The organism is Rhodococcus sp. OS5, from assembly GCF_056837585.1.
On the sequence record NZ_CM166368.1, the window covers coordinates 3,647,023 to 3,668,099 of the forward strand.

21 protein-coding genes and 1 pseudogene are annotated in these 21,077 nt (G+C 62.8%); 11 read left to right on the top strand and 11 right to left on the bottom strand.

The window, feature by feature from the left end; translation table 11 throughout:
- Window positions 1-44: 44 nt before the first annotated feature.
- The 3 genes from ACVZUB_RS16870 to ACVZUB_RS16880 all read right to left on the bottom strand — a co-directional run bounded on the left by ACVZUB_RS16870 (window position 45) and on the right by ACVZUB_RS16880 (window position 3,470).
- Window positions 45-1,457: a GGDEF domain-containing protein gene (locus ACVZUB_RS16870; protein ID WP_482627552.1), complete on the bottom strand. Its 1,413-nt coding sequence runs from the start codon at window positions 1,455-1,457 to the stop codon at window positions 45-47.
- Between the two features lie 187 nt (window positions 1,458-1,644).
- Complete coding sequence (gene bioD, locus ACVZUB_RS16875; protein WP_276116746.1) at window positions 1,645-2,328, bottom strand: dethiobiotin synthase; 684 nt, start codon at window positions 2,326-2,328, stop codon at window positions 1,645-1,647.
- Entirely contained in the window at window positions 2,325-3,470 is a 1,146-nt protein-coding gene (locus ACVZUB_RS16880) for an 8-amino-7-oxononanoate synthase (RefSeq protein ID WP_058039475.1), read from the bottom strand. Before ACVZUB_RS16880 ends, bioD begins: the two co-directional genes overlap by 4 nt.
- A 38-nt stretch (window positions 3,471-3,508) precedes the next feature.
- On the opposite strand from ACVZUB_RS16880, the gene ACVZUB_RS16885 reads away from it, so the two are divergent.
- The 5 genes from ACVZUB_RS16885 (at window position 3,509) to ACVZUB_RS16905 (ending at window position 11,481) form a co-directional block, all read left to right on the top strand.
- A complete protein-coding gene (locus tag ACVZUB_RS16885; protein ID WP_007733120.1) occupies window positions 3,509-4,801 on the top strand; it encodes an adenosylmethionine--8-amino-7-oxononanoate transaminase in 1,293 nt (430 codons plus the stop codon).
- Window positions 4,802-4,858: 57 nt separating this feature from the next.
- Complete coding sequence (glgX, locus tag ACVZUB_RS16890; RefSeq protein ID WP_064689174.1) at window positions 4,859-7,198, top strand: glycogen debranching protein GlgX; 2,340 nt, start codon at window positions 4,859-4,861, stop codon at window positions 7,196-7,198.
- Between the two features lie 13 nt (window positions 7,199-7,211).
- The gene (treY, locus tag ACVZUB_RS16895) at window positions 7,212-9,578 is read left to right on the top strand and encodes a malto-oligosyltrehalose synthase (protein ID WP_482627553.1); all 2,367 of its coding nucleotides are present in this window, start codon (window positions 7,212-7,214) and stop codon (window positions 9,576-9,578) included.
- Window positions 9,579-9,672: 94 nt separating this feature from the next.
- Complete coding sequence (locus ACVZUB_RS16900) at window positions 9,673-10,485, top strand: mycofactocin-coupled SDR family oxidoreductase (protein WP_007733124.1); 813 nt, start codon at window positions 9,673-9,675, stop codon at window positions 10,483-10,485.
- A 66-nt stretch (window positions 10,486-10,551) separates the two neighbouring features.
- Window positions 10,552-11,481 (top strand): NADP-dependent oxidoreductase, encoded by a 930-nt coding sequence (locus ACVZUB_RS16905; RefSeq protein ID WP_050655323.1) that lies wholly within the window; start codon window positions 10,552-10,554, stop codon window positions 11,479-11,481.
- Between the two features lie 18 nt (window positions 11,482-11,499).
- Here the strand turns inward: ACVZUB_RS16905 and ACVZUB_RS16910 are convergent, their stop codons facing one another.
- Window positions 11,500-11,919 (bottom strand): PaaI family thioesterase, encoded by a 420-nt coding sequence (locus tag ACVZUB_RS16910; protein ID WP_230587613.1) that lies wholly within the window; start codon window positions 11,917-11,919, stop codon window positions 11,500-11,502.
- 55 nt (window positions 11,920-11,974) lie between these two features.
- Here ACVZUB_RS16910 and ACVZUB_RS16915 point away from each other — a divergent pair, with 55 nt between their 5' ends.
- Window positions 11,975-12,568 (top strand): TetR/AcrR family transcriptional regulator, encoded by a 594-nt coding sequence (locus ACVZUB_RS16915; protein ID WP_162113855.1) that lies wholly within the window; start codon window positions 11,975-11,977, stop codon window positions 12,566-12,568.
- Between the two features lie 34 nt (window positions 12,569-12,602).
- Here the strand turns inward: ACVZUB_RS16915 and ACVZUB_RS16920 are convergent, their stop codons facing one another.
- Window positions 12,603-13,499: an EamA family transporter gene (locus tag ACVZUB_RS16920; protein ID WP_218680117.1), complete on the bottom strand. Its 897-nt coding sequence runs from the start codon at window positions 13,497-13,499 to the stop codon at window positions 12,603-12,605.
- 83 nt (window positions 13,500-13,582) lie between these two features.
- Between ACVZUB_RS16920 and ACVZUB_RS16925 the strand changes: the two genes are divergently transcribed.
- Window positions 13,583-14,473, top strand: a complete 891-nt coding sequence (locus ACVZUB_RS16925) for a LysR family transcriptional regulator (protein ID WP_482627554.1) — start codon at window positions 13,583-13,585, stop codon at window positions 14,471-14,473.
- 1 nt (window position 14,474) lies between these two features.
- Here ACVZUB_RS16925 and ACVZUB_RS16930 read toward each other — a convergent pair whose 3' ends face one another.
- Genes ACVZUB_RS16930 through ACVZUB_RS16940 form a run of 3 tightly spaced genes read right to left on the bottom strand, consistent with a single transcriptional unit; the run spans window position 14,475 to window position 15,764 of the window.
- Window positions 14,475-14,831 carry a PLD nuclease N-terminal domain-containing protein gene (locus ACVZUB_RS16930; RefSeq protein ID WP_003941757.1) on the bottom strand — a complete coding sequence of 119 codons (357 nt, stop codon included), beginning with the start codon at window positions 14,829-14,831 and terminating at the stop codon, window positions 14,475-14,477.
- Between the two features lie 57 nt (window positions 14,832-14,888).
- Window positions 14,889-15,512: a TetR/AcrR family transcriptional regulator gene (locus tag ACVZUB_RS16935; protein WP_037129760.1), complete on the bottom strand. Its 624-nt coding sequence runs from the start codon at window positions 15,510-15,512 to the stop codon at window positions 14,889-14,891.
- Between the two features lie 57 nt (window positions 15,513-15,569).
- Window positions 15,570-15,764, bottom strand: coding sequence for a DUF1918 domain-containing protein (locus ACVZUB_RS16940; RefSeq protein WP_003941743.1), 195 nt, complete (start codon window positions 15,762-15,764; stop codon window positions 15,570-15,572).
- A gap of 179 nt (window positions 15,765-15,943) precedes the next feature.
- On the opposite strand from ACVZUB_RS16940, the gene ACVZUB_RS16945 reads away from it, so the two are divergent.
- The 4 genes from ACVZUB_RS16945 to ACVZUB_RS16960 all read left to right on the top strand — a co-directional run bounded on the left by ACVZUB_RS16945 (window position 15,944) and on the right by ACVZUB_RS16960 (window position 19,177).
- Window positions 15,944-17,956 (top strand): MFS transporter, encoded by a 2,013-nt coding sequence (locus ACVZUB_RS16945; RefSeq protein ID WP_030537115.1) that lies wholly within the window; start codon window positions 15,944-15,946, stop codon window positions 17,954-17,956.
- Between the two features lie 52 nt (window positions 17,957-18,008).
- The gene (locus ACVZUB_RS16950) at window positions 18,009-18,599 is read left to right on the top strand and encodes a TetR/AcrR family transcriptional regulator (protein WP_482627555.1); all 591 of its coding nucleotides are present in this window, start codon (window positions 18,009-18,011) and stop codon (window positions 18,597-18,599) included.
- Window positions 18,596-18,727: a hypothetical protein gene (locus ACVZUB_RS16955; RefSeq protein WP_256082667.1), complete on the top strand. Its 132-nt coding sequence runs from the start codon at window positions 18,596-18,598 to the stop codon at window positions 18,725-18,727. The genes ACVZUB_RS16950 and ACVZUB_RS16955 overlap by 4 nt, the downstream gene beginning before the upstream one ends.
- A 123-nt stretch (window positions 18,728-18,850) precedes the next feature.
- Window positions 18,851-19,177 carry a VOC family protein gene (locus ACVZUB_RS16960; RefSeq protein ID WP_230691664.1) on the top strand — a complete coding sequence of 109 codons (327 nt, stop codon included), beginning with the start codon at window positions 18,851-18,853 and terminating at the stop codon, window positions 19,175-19,177.
- Here the strand turns inward: ACVZUB_RS16960 and ACVZUB_RS16965 are convergent.
- From ACVZUB_RS16965 to ACVZUB_RS16975, 3 genes and pseudogenes are all read right to left on the bottom strand, one after another.
- Window positions 19,176-19,565: pseudogene (locus ACVZUB_RS16965) on the bottom strand (arsenate reductase ArsC); the annotation flags it as partial. The gene ACVZUB_RS16960 and the pseudogene ACVZUB_RS16965 overlap by 2 nt on opposite strands.
- Window positions 19,562-20,665 carry an ACR3 family arsenite efflux transporter gene (gene arsB / locus ACVZUB_RS16970; protein ID WP_063316134.1) on the bottom strand — a complete coding sequence of 368 codons (1,104 nt, stop codon included), beginning with the start codon at window positions 20,663-20,665 and terminating at the stop codon, window positions 19,562-19,564. The pseudogene ACVZUB_RS16965 and the gene arsB, both read right to left, overlap by 4 nt.
- Window positions 20,662-21,048 (bottom strand): ArsR/SmtB family transcription factor, encoded by a 387-nt coding sequence (locus tag ACVZUB_RS16975; RefSeq protein WP_003941739.1) that lies wholly within the window; start codon window positions 21,046-21,048, stop codon window positions 20,662-20,664. Before ACVZUB_RS16975 ends, arsB begins: the two co-directional genes overlap by 4 nt.
- Between the last annotated feature and the right edge of the window lie 29 nt (window positions 21,049-21,077).

The following is a 21,077-nucleotide window of genomic DNA, read 5'->3' on the forward strand; positions in this document are numbered from 1 at the left end:
CCACGTGCGGACCCGCAACAAACTGCGGGTCCGCACGTATTTCTTCAGCTACCGACCGTGAGCGCCACGGTTCGATTGCGGTCCAACTTCTTCGCTCGATACAACGCCTCGTCAGCGCAATCGACCAATTGCGTCAGGGCTGCGTCGCCGTGGGGTGAACACGCGACACCGATGCTGACCGTCGGCCCGAAGTCGCCCAATACTGCCGACGAATTCTCCGCTTGCGCGCGTCGAATCATCTCGGCTGTTTCGGTCGCACCCTCGAGATCGACGCCGGCCATCAGTACGACGAACTCCTCGCCGCCCAATCGGGCGAAGAGATGCTTGTCATCGAGGTGCCGCCGCACCTGATCGGCAAAACTCACCAACGCCGTATCGCCGGCACGATGACCGAGGTTGTCGTTCACCATCTTGAAGTGATCCAGATCCATCATCAGGACGCTGACCGGACGTCCAGAGTGGCGACGCGGATCGGTCGCACCCGTCACGCTGCCGCCTCGCCGCAAGAATTCGTCCCGGCGCAACGCACCGGTGAGATCGTCGTGGGTGACGGCCTGGGTGAGTGCCTCGAGGGCGCGGCGACGCTCGAGGATCACACAGGCCACCGCGATCGGCGCTACCGCCAGCAGCGACAATCCGATCTGGACCGACGCGCTGACCGGCGAGACGCCCTCGCTGGACAATCCGAGATGGCCGTCGGCCGTCAGTACCAACGTCCAGGCAGTTGACACAGCGGTGAGCACCGACGTGACAAATACATTGGTGAGCAAGGCTGCAGTCACCAGCGCCGGCATGGCAAACGCGATCGCTCCGGCACCGCCTATCACCCACTCCAAGATGATGCAGACGGCCAGCATCGCCGTCGGAACGAATGATCGACGCACAAGCGTGGCAACAGCTTTCGGTTCTCGATCCACTCGTCGAAGCGAAGGGAATGTCAGCACCAAGGGGACGATGGTCATGTAGTTGACGAACTCACTCGAGAACCAGAGCAACCAGCCGTCCCACCACTGCCCGCCGAACAGCACGCGGTTCGCGATACCGCCCACGAGCGCCGCCATCGACGCGGCGGCGACAGTCATCGACACGAGATAGCCGACGGACTGAATACTGGTCAGTCGACGGTCCTCACTGTCGACCCAGCGAAAGGCGTAGAAGCCGCTCGCAACCCCGACGATGTTGGCCGCGTTGAGCCACACCGTGGACTCCCATGCCCCACCGGTGATCAGGTCGGCTCCGACATAACCGACTACGACGCAGATCCAGGTGAGCAGTGTGGCGGAACGCGGCGACCGAAAGAGGATCCCGAGTAGCAGCGCGTTCGCCGGCCAGAAGACTGCAAGCGTGCCCGGCAGACGGCTCAGAATTCCGACCAGGCACGAGACGAAGACGACTACGCCGATAAGCAGTGCGCGACGTACGGCCGATGACGACAACGACTTTTCGACCGTGCTCACCACCTACATTCGACTGACCTACTCACAATTCGACAACCACTGTCGGTGACCAAGGCGCCCCGGATGCAGGGTCGCCGCAAGACACCCGTCGAAATATACCGACCGGAATCGTACGCGAGGGACGTCGAAACCCAAGGCGCCCCACTGTGCCTTGGCTATCGATGCGGACAAATCGGATGTTACGTCGTCATTTGGTCAAATGAAGTTCACCGAGCGTGATCGAAGCGGTGCGAGCAAACTCTCGGACACTCGCGCCTCCACTTCCGGCAGGCATTACCCCGAGAAGGGGAACACCGCTGACCGAAACCAGATCCTCGCGATTGCATCTCTCGGCGAGGTCCGGTTCCTGCGGCCACGAACCGATCACCAACCCGGCGCAGTCCACGCCGGATGCACGTAGGGCTTCCACGGTCAGTGCGGTGTGATTGAGCGTGCCCAGGCCGGACGCAACCACCAGCACCACTGGCACCGCCAGAGCCGCGGCAAGATCGCGAGCGGTGAACCCGTCGACGCCCAAGCGGACCAGCAAGCCGCCGGCGCCTTCGATCAGGGTCAAGTCGTGGGTGGTGTCCAGGTCGCGAGCAACTCGGACTACTTCGTCGAGCGCCAACAACGGCAGACCACTTCGACGGGCAGCAGTATCCGGCGCCAAAGGTTCGGGATACCGCGCCAACTCGACCAGCGTCACGCCGCCGCCGGTCAGACGCTCGATCTCGGCCAGATCACCCGCACCGTCCACGTCGACGCCGGTCTGGGCCGGTTTGAGCACCGCAACCGACTTTCCCGACTGCAGGGCGAGCGATGCCAGTGCTGCCGTCACCACTGTTTTTCCGACGTCGGTCGATGTGCCGGTCACCAGGAGAATACTCATGCGCGAGCACCTGCCAATACCTCGCGAAGTACGAGTGAGATCTGCTCCATCTCGGAAGGAGACAGCGTCGCTCGTGCAGTCAGACGCAGCCGTGACGTTCCTTCCGGAACCGACGGCGGGCGGAAGCAACCGACATGCAACCCCTGATCCCGGCACGCGGACGCGGCATCGAACGCCCGCTGCGGATCACCGAGAACGACTGAGACGACAGCAGATTCAGGCGACGGAGCACCGGTGACGTCCGCCAACTCGGATGCCCGGGCCAGGACGTCGAGCGCTCGCGTCGGCTCACGCTGGAGTACGGCGAGTGCAGCCCTGGCCGCGCCTACGGCGGCCGGTGCGAGACCGGTGTCGAAGATGAACGTTCTTGCCGCGTCGATGAGATGCGCGCGGATCTTGTTGTCACCGAGCACAACTCCACCCTGGCTGGCGAGCGACTTGGACAGTGTTGCCGTCACGACGACGTCGGGTTCACCGGCCAGGCCCGACTCGTGGACGAGTCCACGTCCACCGGTACCGCGCACACCGATGCCATGCGCCTCGTCGACCAACAGGATCGCCCCGTACTCGCGGCACGCCTGATGCATCTGCCGCAGTGGCGCAAGGTCTCCGTCGGCGCTGAAGACCGAATCGGTGACGACCAGTGCTCGCTCTTCCACTCTGCTGCGCAACGTGTCGGCGAGAAAGCCCATGTCCGAATGCGGAGCCACGGCAACCCGAGCACGTGACAGGCGGCAGGCATCCACCAGCGAGGCATGCGATCCCGCATCGGAGACGATCAACGACCCTGGACCCGAGAGCGCCGTCACCGCGCCGAGATTGGCTGTGTAACCGGAGGAGAAGACAAGTCCGGAGTCCGCCCCGACGAACTCGGCCAGTTCGACTTCGAGCAGTTCGTGTTCGGTGGTGGTGCCGGTGACCAGACGCGAGCCCGTGGCGCCCGCGCCCCAACGGCGCAGAGCCGCCGCGGCACCCTCGATCACATCGGGGTGCCGCACGAGTCCGAGATAATCGTTCGACGCCAGGTCGATCAACGGGGAGTCGACCGTGCGAGGACGGAGTTCGCGACGCAGTCCAGCGGCCCTGCGGTCCGCTTCGACGGCCGTCAGCCAATTCAGCGAGGTGTTCACTTTTCCGACCATACTTGAACACCGTTCAACTCAATGGTTAGGGTGCATCCGTGCTCACAACCGGACTTGATCCCCATGACGTCTCCGCCATCGATGCCGATGTCCTCTGGCATCCGTACGGATCGTTTCCCGCGTCGACTCGTCCGCTGATCGTCGACTCTGCGCAGGGGGCTACCCTGACGCTCTCCGACGGCCGCCGATTGGTCGACGGGATGAGCTCGTGGTGGGCCGCCATTCACGGCTACCGCAATCCCGTGCTCGACACCGCCGCCGCACGGCAGCTCGGCAAAATGAGCCATGTCATGTTCGGCGGACTGACGCACGAACCCGCCGCTCGCCTCGGGCGACTGCTCGTCGACATCACACCACCTCACCTCGACAAGGTGTTCCTCTCCGACTCCGGTTCGGTGGCCGTCGAAGTCGCAGTGAAGATGTGCCTGCAGTACTGGCGGAGCCTCGGAAAGCCGTCGAAGAATCGTTTGATGACCTGGCGCGGCGGATACCACGGTGACACCTTCACCCCCATGAGCGTCTGCGATCCCGACGGCGGCATGCATTCTCTCTGGACCGACGTCCTGCGCCCTCAGGTCTTCGCGCAAGCTCCCCCGGCGGGCTATCTCCCCGAATACGTGCAGGAGTTGGAATCGCTCTTGGCCGAGCATCACGAGCACCTCGCAGCGGTGATCGTGGAACCAGTGGTCCAAGGTGCCGGCGGAATGCGTTTCCACGATCCCGCGTACCTGATCGACCTGCGTAACCTCTGCGACAAGTACCAAGTCCTCCTGGTCTTCGACGAAATCGCGACCGGATTCGGACGCACCGGAGAATTGTTCGCCGCCGATCACGCCGGCGTCAGTCCCGATGTCATGTGCGTCGGCAAGGCACTGACCGGCGGGTACATGAGTCTGGCGGCAACGCTGTGCACCACGGAGATCGCGGAGACCATCACTGCCGGTGAGGGCGGCGGGCTGATGCACGGCCCCACCTTCATGGGCAATCCACTCGCGTGCGCCGTCGCGGTGGCGTCGACCGAACTTCTGCTTGCGATGGACTGGCGGCGTGACGTCGCAACCCTCGAACGTGGCCTCGCTCGAGGCCTCGCCGAAGCCGTCACAATTCCCGGGGTCGTCGACGTCCGCGTCAAAGGCGGAATCGGAGTGATCGAACTCGAACAGCCGGTCGACATGCAGAGCGCGACCGATGCAGCCGTCGACGCCGGCGTCTGGCTCCGGCCGTTCCGCAACCTCGTGTACGCGATGCCTCCGTACCTGTGTTCGGAGGCAGAGGTGGAACAGATCACAGCCGGAATGCTTGCAACCGCCCGCAGCCAGGCGAAACGGTGATCGGCACCGTAGACAGTCGACGAGATTCGATCGGCTGCACCCGATAGGGTCTGATTCATGGATCAACCGCCGAGCGAGACCTCAGCCACTCCCATCCCGGTATGGCCTGGCAGTGCGTACCCACTCGGTGCCACCTACGACGGCGCGGGGACCAATTTCTCGCTCTTCTCCGAGGTCGCCGAGGCCGTCGAGCTGTGCCTGATCGCCAAGGACGGAACCGAAACCCGCATTCGGATGGACGAGGTCGACGGTTACGTCTGGCATGCGTACCTTCCGTCGGTATCCCCCGGCCAGCGATACGGCTACCGCGTACACGGGCCGTACGATCCGGCTGCAGGTCTGCGATGCGATCCGAGCAAGCTCCTGCTGGACCCGTACGGAAAAGCGTTCGACGGAGACTTCGACGGAGACCGTTCGCTGTTCTCGTACGACGTCGAATCGGCGGCGGACCCCGAACCTTCAGGAGACGACGAATCTCCCGCCGTGGAGCCGCAAGAGGCTACCGACGACACGAGTTCGGAAGCCGAATCGGACGAGGTGGGCCTCGAAGACGACTCGCCCACGGGCGATCAGGAATCGGACGAGATCCTCGAGCCCGAACCCTTCGAGCCGGAACCACTCGTCGACGAACCCGCCACCATCCCTTTCCCCCAACATGATTCGCTCGGCCATACGATGTCGACCGTCGTCATCAACCCGTTCTTCGATTGGGCGTCCGACCACTCGCCGAAGCGTCCGTATCACGAGACGGTCATCTACGAAGCGCACGTCAAGGGTATGACCGCGACGCATCCCGGAGTTCCGGAGGAATTGCGCGGCACGTACGCGGGGCTCGCTCATCCGGTGATCATCGAGCACCTCACCGATCTGGGTGTCACGGCGATCGAACTGATGCCGGTCCACCAGTTCATGCACGATCAGGTGCTTCTCGACCAAGGTCTGCGAAACTACTGGGGTTACAACACCTTCGGCTTTCTCGCTCCGCACACCGACTACTCCTCGGCCACGAAACCCGATGCGGCCGTAGCGGAATTCAAAGCCATGGTGCGCAGCTTCCACCAGGCGGGTATCGAAGTGATCCTCGACGTGGTCTACAACCACACCGCCGAGGGCAATCACATGGGGCCGACCATCAGCTTCCGCGGAATCGACAATGCCGCCTACTACCGCCTGGTCGACGGCGACGAAGAGCACTACATGGACTACACCGGAACGGGCAACAGCCTCAACGCCCGTCATCCGCATACGCTGCAATTGATCATGGACTCTCTGCGGTACTGGGTCACGGAGATGCACGTCGACGGTTTCCGCTTCGACCTCGCCTCGACACTCGCCCGTGAACTGCACGACGTGGACCGCCTTTCGGCCTTCTTCGATCTCGTGCAACAGGATCCGATCGTCAGTCAGGTGAAGCTGATCGCCGAACCGTGGGACGTCGGCGAAGGCGGTTACCAGGTCGGCAACTTCCCCGGCCTGTGGACCGAATGGAACGGCAAATACCGCGACACCGTCCGCGACTACTGGCGTGGTGAGCCGGCAACGCTGGGGGAGTTCGCCTCCCGTCTCACCGGATCCTCTGATCTCTACGAGGCCACCGGACGTCGCCCTGGCGCGAGCATCAACTTCGTCATCGCTCACGACGGTTTCACCCTGCACGACCTCGTCTCGTACAACGAGAAGCACAACGAAGCCAACGGCGAGAACAACAACGACGGCGAATCGCACAACCGATCTTGGAACTGCGGGGTCGAAGGCCCCACCGACGACCCGGAAATCCTCGAACTGCGTGGCCGTCAGAGCCGGAACATACTGGCTACGCTGATGCTCAGCCAGGGCACCCCGATGCTTGCTCACGGCGACGAGATGGGCCGAACTCAGCAGGGTAACAACAACGTTTACTGCCAGGATTCGGAACTGTCATGGATGGATTGGACTCTCGCGGAAACCAACGCCGACCTCGTCGAGTTCACCAAGCGCGCAATTGCCTTGCGCGCCAAGAACCCGGTCTTCCGGCGTCGTCGATTCTTCGAGGGGCGACCTATTCGAAGCGGCGATCAGAGTCGCGACATCGCCTGGCTCACGCCGTCTGGCGAAGAGATGACTCCGGCCGACTGGGACAGCGGTTTCGGCAAGTCGTTGGCTGTCTTTCTCAACGGTGACGCGATCCCGGAACCGAACTACCGTGGCGAGCGCGTCACCGGAGATTCGTTCCTTCTCTGCTTCAACGCCCACTACGAAGATCTCGAATTCTCCACCCCCAACGCGGACTACGCGTCGGAGTGGACCGTCGTACTCGACACCTCGGTCCCCACCGGTGAGAGCGATACCGTGATCAAAGCCGGAACAACATTGGATGTAAAAGCGCGAGCATTGACGGTACTTCGCAGAACCGCTTGAGGGAGACGTGCACATGGCCCCGATAACCAGCACCTACCGACTGCAGTTGCGACCGGATTCATTCACTCTTCGTGATGCGGCCGCACAGGTGGACTACTTCGAGGCATTGGGGGTCTCACATCTCTATCTCTCCCCCATCCTCACGGCAACGTCCGGATCGACGCACGGCTACGACGTCACCGATCCGACAACCGTGTCCGAAGGACTTGGTGGCCGCGAGGCCCTGGTGGAGCTCTCGCGCGCCGTTCGATCACGTGGGATGGGCCTGATCGTCGATCTGGTCCCCAACCATGTCGGTGTCGCCAAACCTCGCGAAAATGCTTGGTGGTGGGACGTTCTCACGCACGGGCAGTCGTCGGAGTACGCGCATTTCTTCGACATCGATTGGGCCGAGGACAACGGAGCCAACGGCGCCGACGGCAAACTCTCACTCCCGGTACTGGGCAGCCCGGACGATCTCGACGCACTGACTGTCGAGAAAGATGGCGAGGAAACACTTCTCGCGTTCTACGAGCACCGCTTCCCCATCGCTGCCGGTACTGAATTCGGATCTCCACAGGAGGTGCACTCCAGGCAGTCGTACCGACTCGTACCGTGGAACGCCGGGATCGTCAACTACCGACGGTTCTTCGCCGTCAACGAACTCGCTGCGCTGCGCCAGGAGGACCCCCAAGTCTTCGAACTCTGCCATCGGCAAGTGAAGTCGTGGGTCGACGAAGGACTGATCGACGGCGTTCGCATCGATCACCCGGACGGACTCGCGAATCCGGCGGAATATCTCGGGCGCCTGCGAGAACTGATCGGACCGGATCAGTGGCTCGTGATCGAAAAGATCCTCGGCCATACGGAACCACTCGATCCGATGCTCCCGATCGACGGCACCACCGGATACGACGCCCTCAATCAGCTGGGCGGCGTTTTCGTCGATCCCGCCGCCGAACTCGAATTGACCGAACTCTCGGCAGATCTGACCGGCGACGACGGGGACAGTGCATGGTTGCATCACACCGAACGTCAGTTCAAACGCGACACCGGGCGCGGTGACCTTGCACCGGAGGTTCGCAGGCTCGTGCGTGCAATCCGACGCGAAACCGGAAGTCGTTGCAGTGAGACCGAACTGAACGACGCAGTTGTCGTCGCGATCGCTCGGATGCCGGTGTACCGATCCGACTACAGTCCCCTCGCCGGTTTGGCCGCTCGGATCGTCGGCGACATGCACGAATTGGCTCCCGGACATGAACCATCGTTCAACGTGTTGGCGCAATCCCTGGTGAACAGCGGTGAAGCCTCAGTTCGCTTCCAGCAGGTGTGTGGCGCTGTCATGGCCAAGTCCGTCGAAGATCGACTCTTCTATCGGACGGCGCGCCTGGTCTCACGTCAGGAAGTCGGCGGCAACCCGGCATCGCTTGCCGTCTCCGTCGCCGAATTCCATCTCCACAACGCGGACCGAGCGAAGCGGTGGCCGCGCGCGATGACGAGTCTGTCCACTCACGACACCAAACGCGGCGAGGACGTGCGGGCACGGATCGGTGTTGTGTCTCAGGTGCCGACGCTGTGGGCCCGGCTGATTCGCGAGTGGGAAGACGTGTGCCCCAGCCCTGATCCGCTTACCGGATTGTTCTTGTGGCAGAACATCATCGGTGTGTGGCCGGCGGACGGCCGCTCGGCAGCCTCGGTTCCAGAGCTGCGCGAGCGTTTGCACGCCTATGCGGAGAAAGCCGTCCGCGAGTCCGGCGCCAGAACTTCCTGGAACGATCCGGACGTCGACTTCGAGTCGGCAGTGCACCGCTGGATCGACGAGGTGATCGACGGCCCGGTCGGTGATTCGGTCAGCGAATTCGTCGGCCGGATCGCGCGTCACGGCTGGTCGGACTCTCTGGGCCAAAAGCTGCTCCAACTTCTCGGGCCCGGCGTTCCCGACGTCTACCAGGGCACTGAGCTGTGGGAGGACTCGTTGGTCGATCCGGACAACCGGCGGCTTGTCGACTACGGAACGAGGCGATCACTGCTCGATTCCGGCGCCGCGCCGATCGACGCAACAGGAACCGCAAAGTTGCACCTCGTTCGCACGGCACTGACACTGCGGCGGGAGAACCCCTCGTGGTTCGATCACGGTGAGTACCGGCCGGTCTTCGCTTCAGGTTCCGGATCCGGTCATCTGGTCGGCTTCTCGCGCGGCCCGGCAGGTGATCCGCCTATGGTCGTTGCTCTGGCGACGCGACATTCGCTCAGACTCTCGTCGCACGGTTGGAGAGATACGCGAGTGGACCTGCCAGATGGCGAATGGGTCGACGCACTGAGCGGACAACCCGTCTTGTCTTCGGATGCGCGGGACATCTTCGCTGCCGGGCCATGTGCCCTGTTGATCAGGGTGCGCTGAGCGGTTTCCGCTGACTGGGCATTCACCCCCGAAAAGAACTTCGTCGCGCTAACTTCCGAAGAGCAGATCATCACCACTAGTCGGAGGTTTGAGCATGGCCGCCAGTCGATTCACCGGAAAAGTTGCCTTCATCACCGGAGCCGCCCGTGGTCAGGGGCGCGCCGAAGCTGTCCGGCTGGCAGAAGAGGGCGCAGACATCATCGCCGTCGACGCGTGTGTTCAATTCGAATCCACCTCGTATGCCGGCGCCACCGACGACGACCTGGCCGAGACAGTCGAACTGGTCAAGGCCCTGGACCGTCGAATTGTCGCTACCAAGACCGACGTTCGCGACTTCTCTGCGCTGTCCGCGGCGCTCGCGGCCGGCATCGACGAATTGGGGCGACTTGACGTCGTCGTCGCGAACGCCGGAATCTGTTCTGCCAACATGTCCTGGGAAATCACGCCCGAGCAGTGGCAGGAAACGCTCGACGTCAACCTGACCGGCGTCTTCCACACCGCCAAGGCAGCGATCCCGCACCTGATCAAGCAAGGCACCGGTGGCTCGATCATCTTCACCAGCTCCGTCGCCGGCCTGCGCGGCCTCCCCTTCCTCGGCCATTACGTCGCGAGCAAACACGGCATCACCGGTCTGGCCAAGACGATGGCCTCGGAGTTGGGGCAGTACAACATTCGGGTCAACACCATCCACCCACACGGCGTGGAAACCGGAATGCAGATGACGGACATGCGGCCGCTCATCGACGCCAACGCCCACACACTCGGTCCGATCTTCATGCAGACCTTGCCCGACCCGGTCAGCCAGCCGGAGGACATCGCCGCCGCCGTCGCGTTCCTCGGTTCCGACGAGGCCCATCACATCACCGGCATCGCGATGCCGCTCGATCTGGGCACCCTGATCCGCTGATCGAATCTTCTCGAGTTTTTCCCGTCCTCGGGGAATATCGCTTCCCCGAGGACGGTTGCGCGAGACATGACCAAAACTGTTGTAGCGCAGACGTACGGCACGCCCGAGGTCCTGAAGCTGGTGGACGTCGATTTACCGGCACCGAAATCAGGTGAAGTCCTGGTCGACGTGAAGGCGATCGGCGTCAATCCCTTCGACTTCAAGCTCTACAGCGGCGCTTTCGGCACCGACCCCGAGAAACTTCCCATCCGCCTCGGCGGCGAGGCAGCGGGCGTCGTCTCGGCTGTCGGCGACGGCGTCACAAATGTGAACGTCGGCGACGAAGTGATCGTCAGCCCCGGCAACGGCCTCTACTCCGAACAAGTAGTCGTGCCGGTCTCCTCTGTCACCGCGAAGCCCGCAGGCATCAGCTGGGAACAGGCAGCCGGCCTCCTTCTGGTCGGCGGAACTGCAGTCGACGCCCTCGACACCATTCGGGTCGGTTCCGGCGACACCGTTCTCATCCACGGCGCGTCCGGCGGCGTCGGCGCGATCGCTGTTCAGCTGGCAGTTGGTCGCGGAGCTACGGTGATCGGCACTGCGGGAGCCTCGAATCAGGATTACGTGCGCTCGCTCGGCGCGACGCCTGTGCTCTACGGCCACGGCCTCGAAGCGCGTGTCCGTGAACTCGCGCCGAACGGCGTCGATGCGGCGTTCGACACCGCCGGAACGGACGAAGCCGTCGATGCATCTCTGGCTTTGGTCACCGACAAGAGTCGCATCGTCACCATCGTCGCGTTCGGACGCGCCCAGACCGACGGCTTCGCGTCCGTCGGCGGAGGCAATCCGGCAAGTGCGGAAGCGCGTTTGAAGGCTCGATCCGAACTGGTCGAACAAGCCGGTTCCGGACATCTCACCGTGAAGATCGCCAAGACTTTCCCACTAACGGACGTCGCGCTCGCTCACACCGAGTTGCAGAGTTCGCACCCCGCGGGAAAGTTCATCCTCGTTCCGTGACCTTCAGCTCTGTCTTGCCTAGGCCTTAGGGGCGAGTGGAACCAACAGGGTGGTGCCGAACGCGACGAGCACCGATTCGCCTTCGCGTTCGGCATGTACCTCGGCAGTGACGAACACCTGCTTGCGCCCGGCCTTGACCGAGCGCGCCGTAGCGACAAATGCGGTTCCGACGCCCGGACTCACGAAATTGACCGCGCAGTTGGACGCCGCCACGACACCTACCTGGGTGAAAGCAGCAAATCCGCACGCGGTGTCGACGAGCCCCGCCACGAGCGCAGCGTGCAGGTGTCCCGAGTACTGGCCCAGATCCTCACGCCATTCGAGCCGCAGACAAACGCGACCCGGTTCGGCCTCCGTGACTTCGAATCCGGCCCACCGGTTGAAGGCCGCCGAGGCGTTGACCGCCCGCAACTGTTCGAGCATTTCAGAATTTCCCATGTAGACCAGTCTACATAGATTGTGGTGGATCGCTGGGGTGTTTAAGCTCCAACTCGTGGCGACTCCCCCGAAACACCGCGAAGCACTCGTACGAGCTGCGGCCGATCTGTTTCGCCGCCAGGGGTATGCGGCAACGGGCCTCAACGAGATCCTCAAGTCGAGCGGGGCGCCGAAAGGTTCGCTCTACCACTACTTTCCCGGCGGCAAAGAGCAGATCGGCGAAGAGGTCGTCCGCGTCGGCGGGCAGTTGGTCACCGACACCCTGACCGAACTCGCCGACAGCCAATCGGACGCCGGGTCGCTGCTGCGCGAGTACGCGCTGTTGCTCGCCGGATGGGTGAGCGATTCGGATTTCCACGAAGGCTCGCCGATCACGACGGTGTTGTTGGAACTTGCCCCCGATTCGGAGAGCGTGACAGCCGCCGGACAGGCGGTGTATCGACAGTGGACTTCGCTACTGCGCGACACACTGATCGCGTCCGGGGTCGGACGTGCGCGAGCGGAACGGCTTGCCGTCCTGGCAGTGTCCGCGCTCGAGGGCTCGCTGGTGCGGGCTCGCGTCGAACGATCCGGTCAGCCGATTCTCGATTCCCTCGGCGAGGTCGCCGACGTGTTCGACGGAGCAATCGCCGCGGCGCACTCGCACTGAGCGAACGCGACCTGAGCGAACGGCACTCTCGGTCTCATGAAGGCGCCGAAAGGTACGTTCGCTCGGAATCGGAGGGTGGCTCAGTCGGCTTCCGGGCGCCATCCCGAGCACCACCGCGGGCCGCGCCGATCCCTGCGACGACGACGCACGCGATACCTGCCACGGCCAGAACACTCGGAACCTGTTGCAGCACAACCAGACCGATAAGCTGCGCGAAAGCAGGCTCGAGACTCATCAGCGTGCCGAACGCCGCCGTGGACAGCCTTCGCAACGAGACCATCTCCAGAACGAACGGCACGACGGGCAGCAAGATCGCGAGTCCGAGGCCCACGAGAATCAGATGCGGAGTCAGCCGCCCGATAGCCGAGGGGCCTACGGCAATTGTCGCGGCCAACCCGGCTACCGCCATCGACACCGCCAGCCCGTTGATACCGGCAACCTCGTCGCCGACGCGCTGGGTGAGCAATATGTACATCGCCCAGCAGAGCGCCGCACCGAGTGCGTACGCCACACCGACCAGATCGACTGTCCCGGCCCATGGTTCGGTGAGAAGCACGACGCCCACGCCTGCCAGAACCGGCCACAGAACGCGGCCACGCCCCCGGAGCAATGCAACCGTCAGCGGACCCAAGAATTCCAATGCGCTTGCTGTTCCCAGCGGAAGGCGCTCCACCGCTGCCATGAACAGGAGCGTCATGCCTGCGGTGACCACACCCAGAACCACGCAAGCCAGAAACGCCTTGCGAGTGAACGCCGAAGGGCGGGGCCTGACGATGATCAGAAGAATGATGCCTGCCCAGGCGAGTCGTAGCCACGCCGCTCCGTCTGCGCCGAGCTGATCGATCAGGCCCACCGACACGGCGAGCCCGAGCTGCACGCACAACATCGCCAAAACAGCCAGGCCCACTCCGGCCCGCGCTTTCGTATCCATAGCTGAATTGAACGGGAGGCCAACCGTTCGTGTCCACGCGATTTTGACCTACATTATGTTCACGATTAGTGAATGATCGAAGGATGGAAACCCGTCGACTCCATCTCCTCCTCGAACTCTCCCGCTTGGGTTCGATGCGTGCGGTCGCCGAAGCGCACAACCTCACGACGTCGACCGTGTCCCAACAACTCGCGGCCTTGACCGCGGAGACCGGTACCGCACTGATCGAGCCCGACGGTCGCCGGGTGCGGCTGACGCCGGCCGGTCAACGACTGGCCGATCATGCCGTCACCATCCTGGCAGCCGTCGATGCAGCTCGCCTGGACCTCGATCCGGACGCGGAACCGGTGGGGACCCTGCGAGTCGGCGGATTCGCAACTGCGATCAGAACCGCGATGCTCCCCGTCGCTCGAAGCCTGCAACGCAGTCACCCGCAGGTGGACGTGATGATCTACGAATACGAACCCGTCGAGGCTTTTGCACTCCTCGAACGCGACGATCTAGACCTCGCACTGACGTACGACTACAACCTTGCCCCCGCGTCGCCGAGCCCACTACTCGAAGCAATTCCGCTCTGGTCGACGCCATGGGGACTGTGTGTTCCCGGCGACGCCAAAGCTCCCGACAAGTCCACAGAATCCGGAATCGATCTCCGCGCCTTCGCCGACACGTCATGGATAGTGAACTCACGCAACACGGCAGACGAGCGCGCTGTGCGAACCCTCGCGTCGCTGGCCGGGTTCACCCCTCGGCTCACTCACCAGATCGACAGTCTCGACTTGGTCGAACTCTTGATCCTCAGTGGTTACGGCGTGGGGCTGATGCCGCTCGAACGCAAGACTCGCGAAGGCGTGCGCGTCGAACCACTCGTCGATCCGCCCGTCATCCTCACTGCCTATGCGGTGACGCGTCGCGGCCGATCGTCGTGGCCGCCGCTTCGGCTCGTGTTGGACCGACTCACGGCCTACCGATAACTCACATCCGATCAGCGTCGCCGTCGCGGCGCTGCTGCTTGGCAATTCGACGCTGCTCTTCCGCCCGTTCGCGGCACTGACGCAAGAAGGCTTCGTCCGCCGCCGGATCCTGCGCAACGGCACGTCCCGGGCGCTCGTATTCGCCGTACCCGGTTGGGCCGACGTATCCGCGGGGCGCGTTCTGTCCGCGCCCGACCACCAGCCACAGAACCGATCCCAAAGTAGGAAGGAAGATGATGATCAGAATCCAGACGACCTTGGGTAGGTACTGGATGTAGGCGTCATCTCTCGTGATGGCGTCGACGATGCAGAAAATCCACAGCAACATCGTGATGAGGCCGAACAAGGCATAGGGCACGCTGGCGATTCCTCCCGAGAATAAAAAACCCTCGCCATGCTAACGAAAACAGACCAATTAGTACATTAGATTCTGGCGAATGTTGAACTCGAGCCATCCTCGGTACGCATCGACGTCCCATCCACTGACCCGACGCAATTGCTGATGAAGCTGAGGCGAGACGAAAGCGGCAAGTATGCCCGCAGCTTTCTCGAGCGAAATCTCAGGCCTCAACAAGCCATGCTCGGAGAGACCCTCGGCTATCGACATCGCATTGACGGCCGACTGATCCGACGACTCCTCGGATAGTCGACGCATGTCGGCATCCGCACCCGAGGATTCGACCGCGACCATCATCAGAGCGCCGGCACGTTCGAGCAGTCCGATGCCCTGAGCCACGATCTGGGAGACGATCCGGCGAACGTCATCGGGGTCCGCGGCCAGGTTCGGCGCGCCGAGTGGAACCTCTTCGGCATCGAGCGCCGCAGCGAGGGCCGCTTCGAAGATCTCGAGTTTCCCGCCAGGGAAGGCTGTGAACACCGTCCGATCGGCGACGCCGGCCGAGGCGGCAATCTGCTTGACGGTGGCACTGACATACCCGTCTCGAACAAACAAGGCCGTCGCCGCATCACGAATGAGTTCACGCGTTCGCTGCGCGGAAGCTTCACGCACGCGGGAGTGGTACTGGCGTCTGCCCTCCATTGCGCACACTTTAGCCGCATTCGATGCAACGACCATGCATGGAAAGAATCGTGCAGCTCAGGAGCCTTTTCCGGGGTGATCTATCCAGCCGTCGCTACCGGGAAACACCAACGCCTCGTGGCCGTTGTCGTACCTGACCAGATAGGGAGGACCGCCGTCCTCGCCGTGCACCTCGAGAACCTCGGCAGTTACCTCCGCCTGCCCCACCACGCGCCCCTGGACGTGGAGACGGTCACCCACTTCGGCATGCATCACTCCTCCTCGCTGCCCGCTCGCGCAGGCGCAGACCAACCACTGACGTTGTTCCCGCCATGCCGACTCGGAAACCCTGGGGCGAGTTGCCGTCGTGAGAAATCGCATATTCACCGAAGATGACAGTGACGGGTGAACAGTGGTTCACTCATGGGTGAATTCCCGTTCACCATCGCCGCGTGAAGGACCGTCTCTTGGCATTGCACTCGTCTCCGACCACTCGCCGTTCAAGTCGGCTCATTACCGCAATTCTCTGTCTTTCCGGCACCGTGGTCGCGCTGCAACAAACGATGGTCATTCCGTTGTTGCCCGATTTCCCGAAGATCCTCGGCGTCAGCGCTGACGACGCCTCCTGGCTCGTCACCGTCACGCTCCTCACGAGTGCCGTCGCCACTCCGATCGTCTCCCGCCTGGCAGACATGTTCGGAAAACGACGCATGATGCTGATCTCGATGACGATGATCGTGGTCGGATCACTGGTGGCGGCGATCGGCGGCAACTTTGTCGCCCTGCTGATCGGACGTGGTCTCCAGGGCTTCGCGATCTCGATGATCCCCGTCGGAATCAGCATCATGCGCGACGAACTGCCCAAGGAGAAGGTGGCGTCGGCAACAGCGTTGATGAGTGCCACTCTCGGAATCGGCAGCGCACTCGGGCTCCCGCTGTCCGGGTTGATCTTCGAGCATCTGGGCTGGCCCGCCATCTTCTGGCTCTCGGCGATCGTGGGCGTCCTGCTGATCATCGCGGTAGCCGTCGTCGTCCCGGAATCGAGTGTTCGTACCCGCGGCAAATTCGACTTCCTGGGCGCGGTCATGCTCTCGACAGCACTCACGGCGATCCTCCTCGCCATCTCCAAGGGCGCCCGTTGGGGATGGACGAGCGAACTGACATTGCTGATGTTCGTCATCGGAATCGTGACTCTCGCATTGTGGTTCCCTTACGAACTCCGCGTCACCCAGCCGATGGTCGATCTACGAACGTCGGCCAAGCGGCCTGTTCTGCTGACCAACGTCGCCTCGATCCTCGTCGGCTTCTCGATGTACGCGAACAACCTCTCCACCACCCAACAACTTCAGATGCCGAAGATCTCCGGCTACGGCTTCGAACTGGGCGTGATGGCGGCCGGACTGTGCATGATTCCGGCAGGCCTCGCGATGGTCTTCTTCGCGCCCGTCTCCGCGAACATCACGAAGCGATTCGGAGCCAAGATCACCCTGATCGTCGGCGGCACGGTGCTCGCGCTCGCCTACATCGCGCGAGTGTTCCTGACCGGTTCGATAGCACTGATCATCATCAGCGCGGCGGTGGTCAGCATCGGAACCGCAATTGCCTACTCCGCGATGCCGATGCTGATCATGCGATCGGTTCCGATTACCGAAACCGCGTCGGCAAACGGCCTCAATTCGCTGCTCCGCTCAGTCGGTACTTCCACGTCCAGCGCGGTGGTTGCCGCCATGCTCACGTCGATGGTCATCCCGTCCGGGCCGGGCGAGGGCCTTCCGTCGATCGACGCCTTCAAGAACATCTTCTGGCTGGCCGCCCTCGCCGCCGTGGCTGCTGCCGCTGCCGCTGCGTTCATTCCTCGCCGCGGCGCAAAACCGGAAGCGGCACTTCGCCCGGTGACCCCGGAAGGGTTCGAGCTTCCCGACGCCGCCGTGTCCGAAACGGAAATTGTGGTTGCCGGTCGTGTGATCCGGGCCGACAGCCGACCGATCCGGCAGGCCGTTGTCACCGTGATGGACATGGAGGGTCGACCGATCGATTGGAGTCGCGCCGACAACGAGGGCAACTTTTCCCTCGCCCTACCCCGGCCCGGACGGTATTTGGTAGTGACGAGTGCCGACGGCTGGTCCCCTCGGTCGCAGGTGATCGCTTTCGACAGCGCGCAATCGACGCACACCGTCGAACTCGGTGACCGCCTCACCATCTCCGGCAAGGTCGGAGTCGGCGGCCGAACAACCTCGGGAACCGTCGTCACGCTCACGAAACCGACCGGCGAATTCGTCGCATCCACCGTCACCGACGGAACCGGGCACTACGGAATCGCGCTCCCGACATCCGGCCGGTACATCCTGACCGCGCTGACCGAGAGCGGACACGGCACATTGGCTCGTCAGATAGCGGTCATCGCGCAGTCCACCGTCGTCGATTTCGACGTACCCGTCGATGCCGAGCCGTTGACGACAGTATGAACGCCAGTACGAGCAACCGAACGCATGGCGATCGGGTATCGAGGCGAGCGACATGAGCAGCGGCGAAGCCAGCATCCTCACAGCAGCGAAAGCCTTGTTCGCGGAACGAGGTTACGCATCGACGACCATCAAGGACATCGCGGTCGCAGCCGGCTACTCCCCTGCCCTGGTCATGAAGATCTACGGCAGCAAAGCTCGGCTGTACTCGGCTGCGATCCCGTCCGCACCTCCGATGGACGAGGATCCGAATGCCGACGCCACCGGAGACATCGGCTGTCAACTGGTCGAGAAACTTGTCGCTCGTAGAGAATCCGACGAATCCGATCCGTGGGCAATGCTCGCAGTACACGTTCACGAGGCGCCAGATCCGGCCGCCGCTCGGGCCGAGATCAAGCAACGATACGTTCACGGGATCGCGCGCCGCATCGGCGACACGGAGCCCGGTTTGGTACGCAGCCAGATCGTCGTCTCACTGCTGCTCGGACTGGCCACCGGCATGCGGACGCTCGAACTCCTCGGTGAGGATTCACTGTCGTCGGAGGATCTGATCCGGCGCTACGGAAGGCTGATTCAAATAGCCGTCGACGAAATCGAACCGGTATCCGAGCACGAATCGTTCATCAGTGACACGGTGGAGGAATGACTACTTACCGATACCTCGACGCCGACCGGAATCTCCTCGAAGAGAAAGATTTCGAAACCGAGCAGGACGCACAGGAATACCGACTCTCCGTCCTCGGTGCCGAACACATCGAGCCCACCGACGAATGACGCCTCCGCAAAGGAAGCCGAAGCAAGGCATTCTGTAGCGTCGAGACCATGCCTGTAGCTCGCTTGGGATCGATCACCCTCGATTGCAGTGATCCACAACGCCTTGCGGAATTCTGGCGAAATATGCTGGGCGGCGAAATCACGTACAACACTGAGAAGTTTGCGACCGTCAGCACAGGCGGTGGCCAGATCACCGCAATCCGCATCGACGAACACCGCCCGAGCACGTGGCCGATGGCTGCAATACCGAAGCAGATTCATCTGGATTTAGTGGTCGATGATCTGGACATCGCACAGGAGCAAGCTGTCAGCCTCGGTGCTCAAATCGGTAGCCGGCAGAACGCGCCGGAGCGTTGCCGCGTTCTACTCGATCCCGCTGGTCATCCGTTCTGTTTGTGTCTGGCGGGTCCGAATCTGTCGCCGTGGTCAATGCCTGGCGAATCTGCGTGAGTTCGTCGATCAAGGCTTGAACGCGACGCTCGATTTCGTCACAGATCGGGCGAACTGCTTCAAGGCCCTGTCCGGCCGGGTCGTCGAGAACCCAGTCTCGGTAACTCTTGCCGGGGAAGATCGGGCACGTGTCGCCGCAGCCCATGGTGATGACGACATCCGAATCCTGGACGGCGTCGACAGTGAGGATCTTCGGAGACTGCGCTGAGATGTCGATACCGCGCTCTGCCATCGCCTCGACCGCTGCCGAATTGACGGTCTCGGCGGGTGCGGATCCGGCGGAACGGACCTCGATGGCGTCGCCTGCGAGATGGCTCAGGAATCCCGCGGCCATCTGAGATCGACCGGCATTGTGGACGCAGACGAACAACACCGATGGTTTGCTCATGACCTCGCTCTTTCTCGACTGGATGAAACCTCTTCGACTGCAAAGCGTTTGCGTAGAGCAAGGGAGACATAGACCAGCCCGACGAGCACCGGTACCTCGATCAGCGGGCCGACGACACCGGCAAGAGCTTGCCCCGAGGTGGCGCCGTAGGTGGCGATGGCTACCGCGATCGCGAGTTCGAAGTTGTTGCCCGCGGCGGTGAACGCCAGGGTCGTGGTGCGTTCATAGCCCAATCCGATTGCGGCGCCGAGGATGTAGCCTCCGCCCCACATGAGCGCGAAGTACGCGAGCAAGGGCAGCGCGATCCGGACGACATCCCAAGGCTGGGAGGTGATCTGTTCGCCCTGCATCGAGAAGAGCACGACGATGGTGAACAGCAGACCGTAGAGCGCCCAGGGGCTGATCTTGGGGATGAACTTGTTGTCGTACCAGTCGCGGCCTTTGGCGCGTTCGCCGAAGAAGCGGGACAGAAAACCTGCCAGCAGCGGGATACCGAGGAAGATCAGGACCGATTTCGCAATCTGCCAGGGCGAGGTGTCGATGGTGGTCTGTTCGAGGCCGAGCCACCCGGGCAGGACCGAGAGGTAGAACCAACCGAGCACGGCGAACATGATCACCTGGAACACCGAATTGATGGCGACCAGCACCGCGGCGGCTTCGCGGTCTCCGCAGGCCAGGTCGTTCCAGATGATCACCATCGCGATGCAGCGAGCGAGGCCGACGATGATCAAACCGGTTCGGTATTCCGGCAGGTCAGGCAGAAACAGCCAGGCGAGGGTGAACATCAGCGCCGGGCCGAGAACCCAGTTCAGGAACAGGGAGCCGGCGAGGAGTTTCTTGTCCCCGGTGACTGTGTCGAGGCGGTCGTAGCGGACCTTCGCCAGGACCGGGTACATCATGATCAGCAGACCGAGGGCGATCGGTAGCGAGATGCCGTCGATCTGCACCTTGTCCAGGGCAGTGTTCACACCGGGGATCCAGCGTCCAACCAGCAGGCCGACGACCATGGCCACGCCGATCCAGACCGCCAGATAGCGGTCGAGGGTGGAGAGTTTTCCGACGACTTCGGGGTGTTCGGTGGTGGCAGCGGTGTTGCTCATGCGGTGACCTCAGCGCAAGCGTCCGCGGCACTCACGCTCGCACCTTCTACCAGCAGAACGGCGGAAAGCTGTTGCAGCGCAGCCGGAATAACCCAGTAGTACACCCAGGTCCCGCGTCGTTCACAATCGAGCAGCCCGGCCTGGCGCAACACCTTCAGGTGATGCGAGATAGTCGGCTGAGACAAGTCGAACGAGTCGGAGATGTCGCAGACGCAGGCTTCACCACCCTCGTGACTTGCCACCAAGCTGAGCAAGCGGAGACGAACCGGATCGCCGAGGGCCTTGAACATCCGAGACAAGTCGCCGGCCCAATCCTCGGTCAACGGTTCACGAACGAGCGGGGTGCAGCAAGCCTCGGAGTCCGGCAGCTCTTGATTCGACATTCTTCGATATTGACAGATATCGAATCAAC

Bases quoted from the DNA above. Each gene is read 5' to 3' on its own strand.
- glgX (WP_064689174.1), top strand. From the start codon at position 4,859: ATGGATCAACCGCCGAGCGAGACCTCAGCCACTCCCATCCCGGTATGG.
- ACVZUB_RS16935 (WP_037129760.1), bottom strand. From the start codon at position 15,512: ATGGAGGGCAGACGCCAGTACCACTCCCGCGTGCGTGAAGCTTCCGCG.
- ACVZUB_RS16920 (WP_218680117.1), bottom strand. From the start codon at position 13,499: ATGGATACGAAAGCGCGGGCCGGAGTGGGCCTGGCTGTTTTGGCGATG.
- ACVZUB_RS16880 (WP_058039475.1), bottom strand. From the start codon at position 3,470: ATGGTCGGAAAAGTGAACACCTCGCTGAATTGGCTGACGGCCGTCGAA.
- ACVZUB_RS16905 (WP_050655323.1), top strand. From the start codon at position 10,552: ATGACCAAAACTGTTGTAGCGCAGACGTACGGCACGCCCGAGGTCCTG.
- ACVZUB_RS16960 (WP_230691664.1), top strand. From the start codon at position 18,851: ATGCTGGGCGGCGAAATCACGTACAACACTGAGAAGTTTGCGACCGTC.
- treY (WP_482627553.1), top strand. From the start codon at position 7,212: ATGGCCCCGATAACCAGCACCTACCGACTGCAGTTGCGACCGGATTCA.
- ACVZUB_RS16925 (WP_482627554.1), top strand. From the start codon at position 13,583: ATGGAAACCCGTCGACTCCATCTCCTCCTCGAACTCTCCCGCTTGGGT.
- ACVZUB_RS16900 (WP_007733124.1), top strand. From the start codon at position 9,673: ATGGCCGCCAGTCGATTCACCGGAAAAGTTGCCTTCATCACCGGAGCC.
- bioD (WP_276116746.1), bottom strand. From the start codon at position 2,328: ATGAGTATTCTCCTGGTGACCGGCACATCGACCGACGTCGGAAAAACA.
- ACVZUB_RS16910 (WP_230587613.1), bottom strand. From the start codon at position 11,919: ATGGGAAATTCTGAAATGCTCGAACAGTTGCGGGCGGTCAACGCCTCG.
- ACVZUB_RS16975 (WP_003941739.1), bottom strand. From the start codon at position 21,048: ATGTCGAATCAAGAGCTGCCGGACTCCGAGGCTTGCTGCACCCCGCTC.
- ACVZUB_RS16950 (WP_482627555.1), top strand. From the start codon at position 18,009: ATGAGCAGCGGCGAAGCCAGCATCCTCACAGCAGCGAAAGCCTTGTTC.
- ACVZUB_RS16955 (WP_256082667.1), top strand. From the start codon at position 18,596: ATGACTACTTACCGATACCTCGACGCCGACCGGAATCTCCTCGAAGAG.
- arsB (WP_063316134.1), bottom strand. From the start codon at position 20,665: ATGAGCAACACCGCTGCCACCACCGAACACCCCGAAGTCGTCGGAAAA.
- ACVZUB_RS16940 (WP_003941743.1), bottom strand. From the start codon at position 15,764: ATGCATGCCGAAGTGGGTGACCGTCTCCACGTCCAGGGGCGCGTGGTG.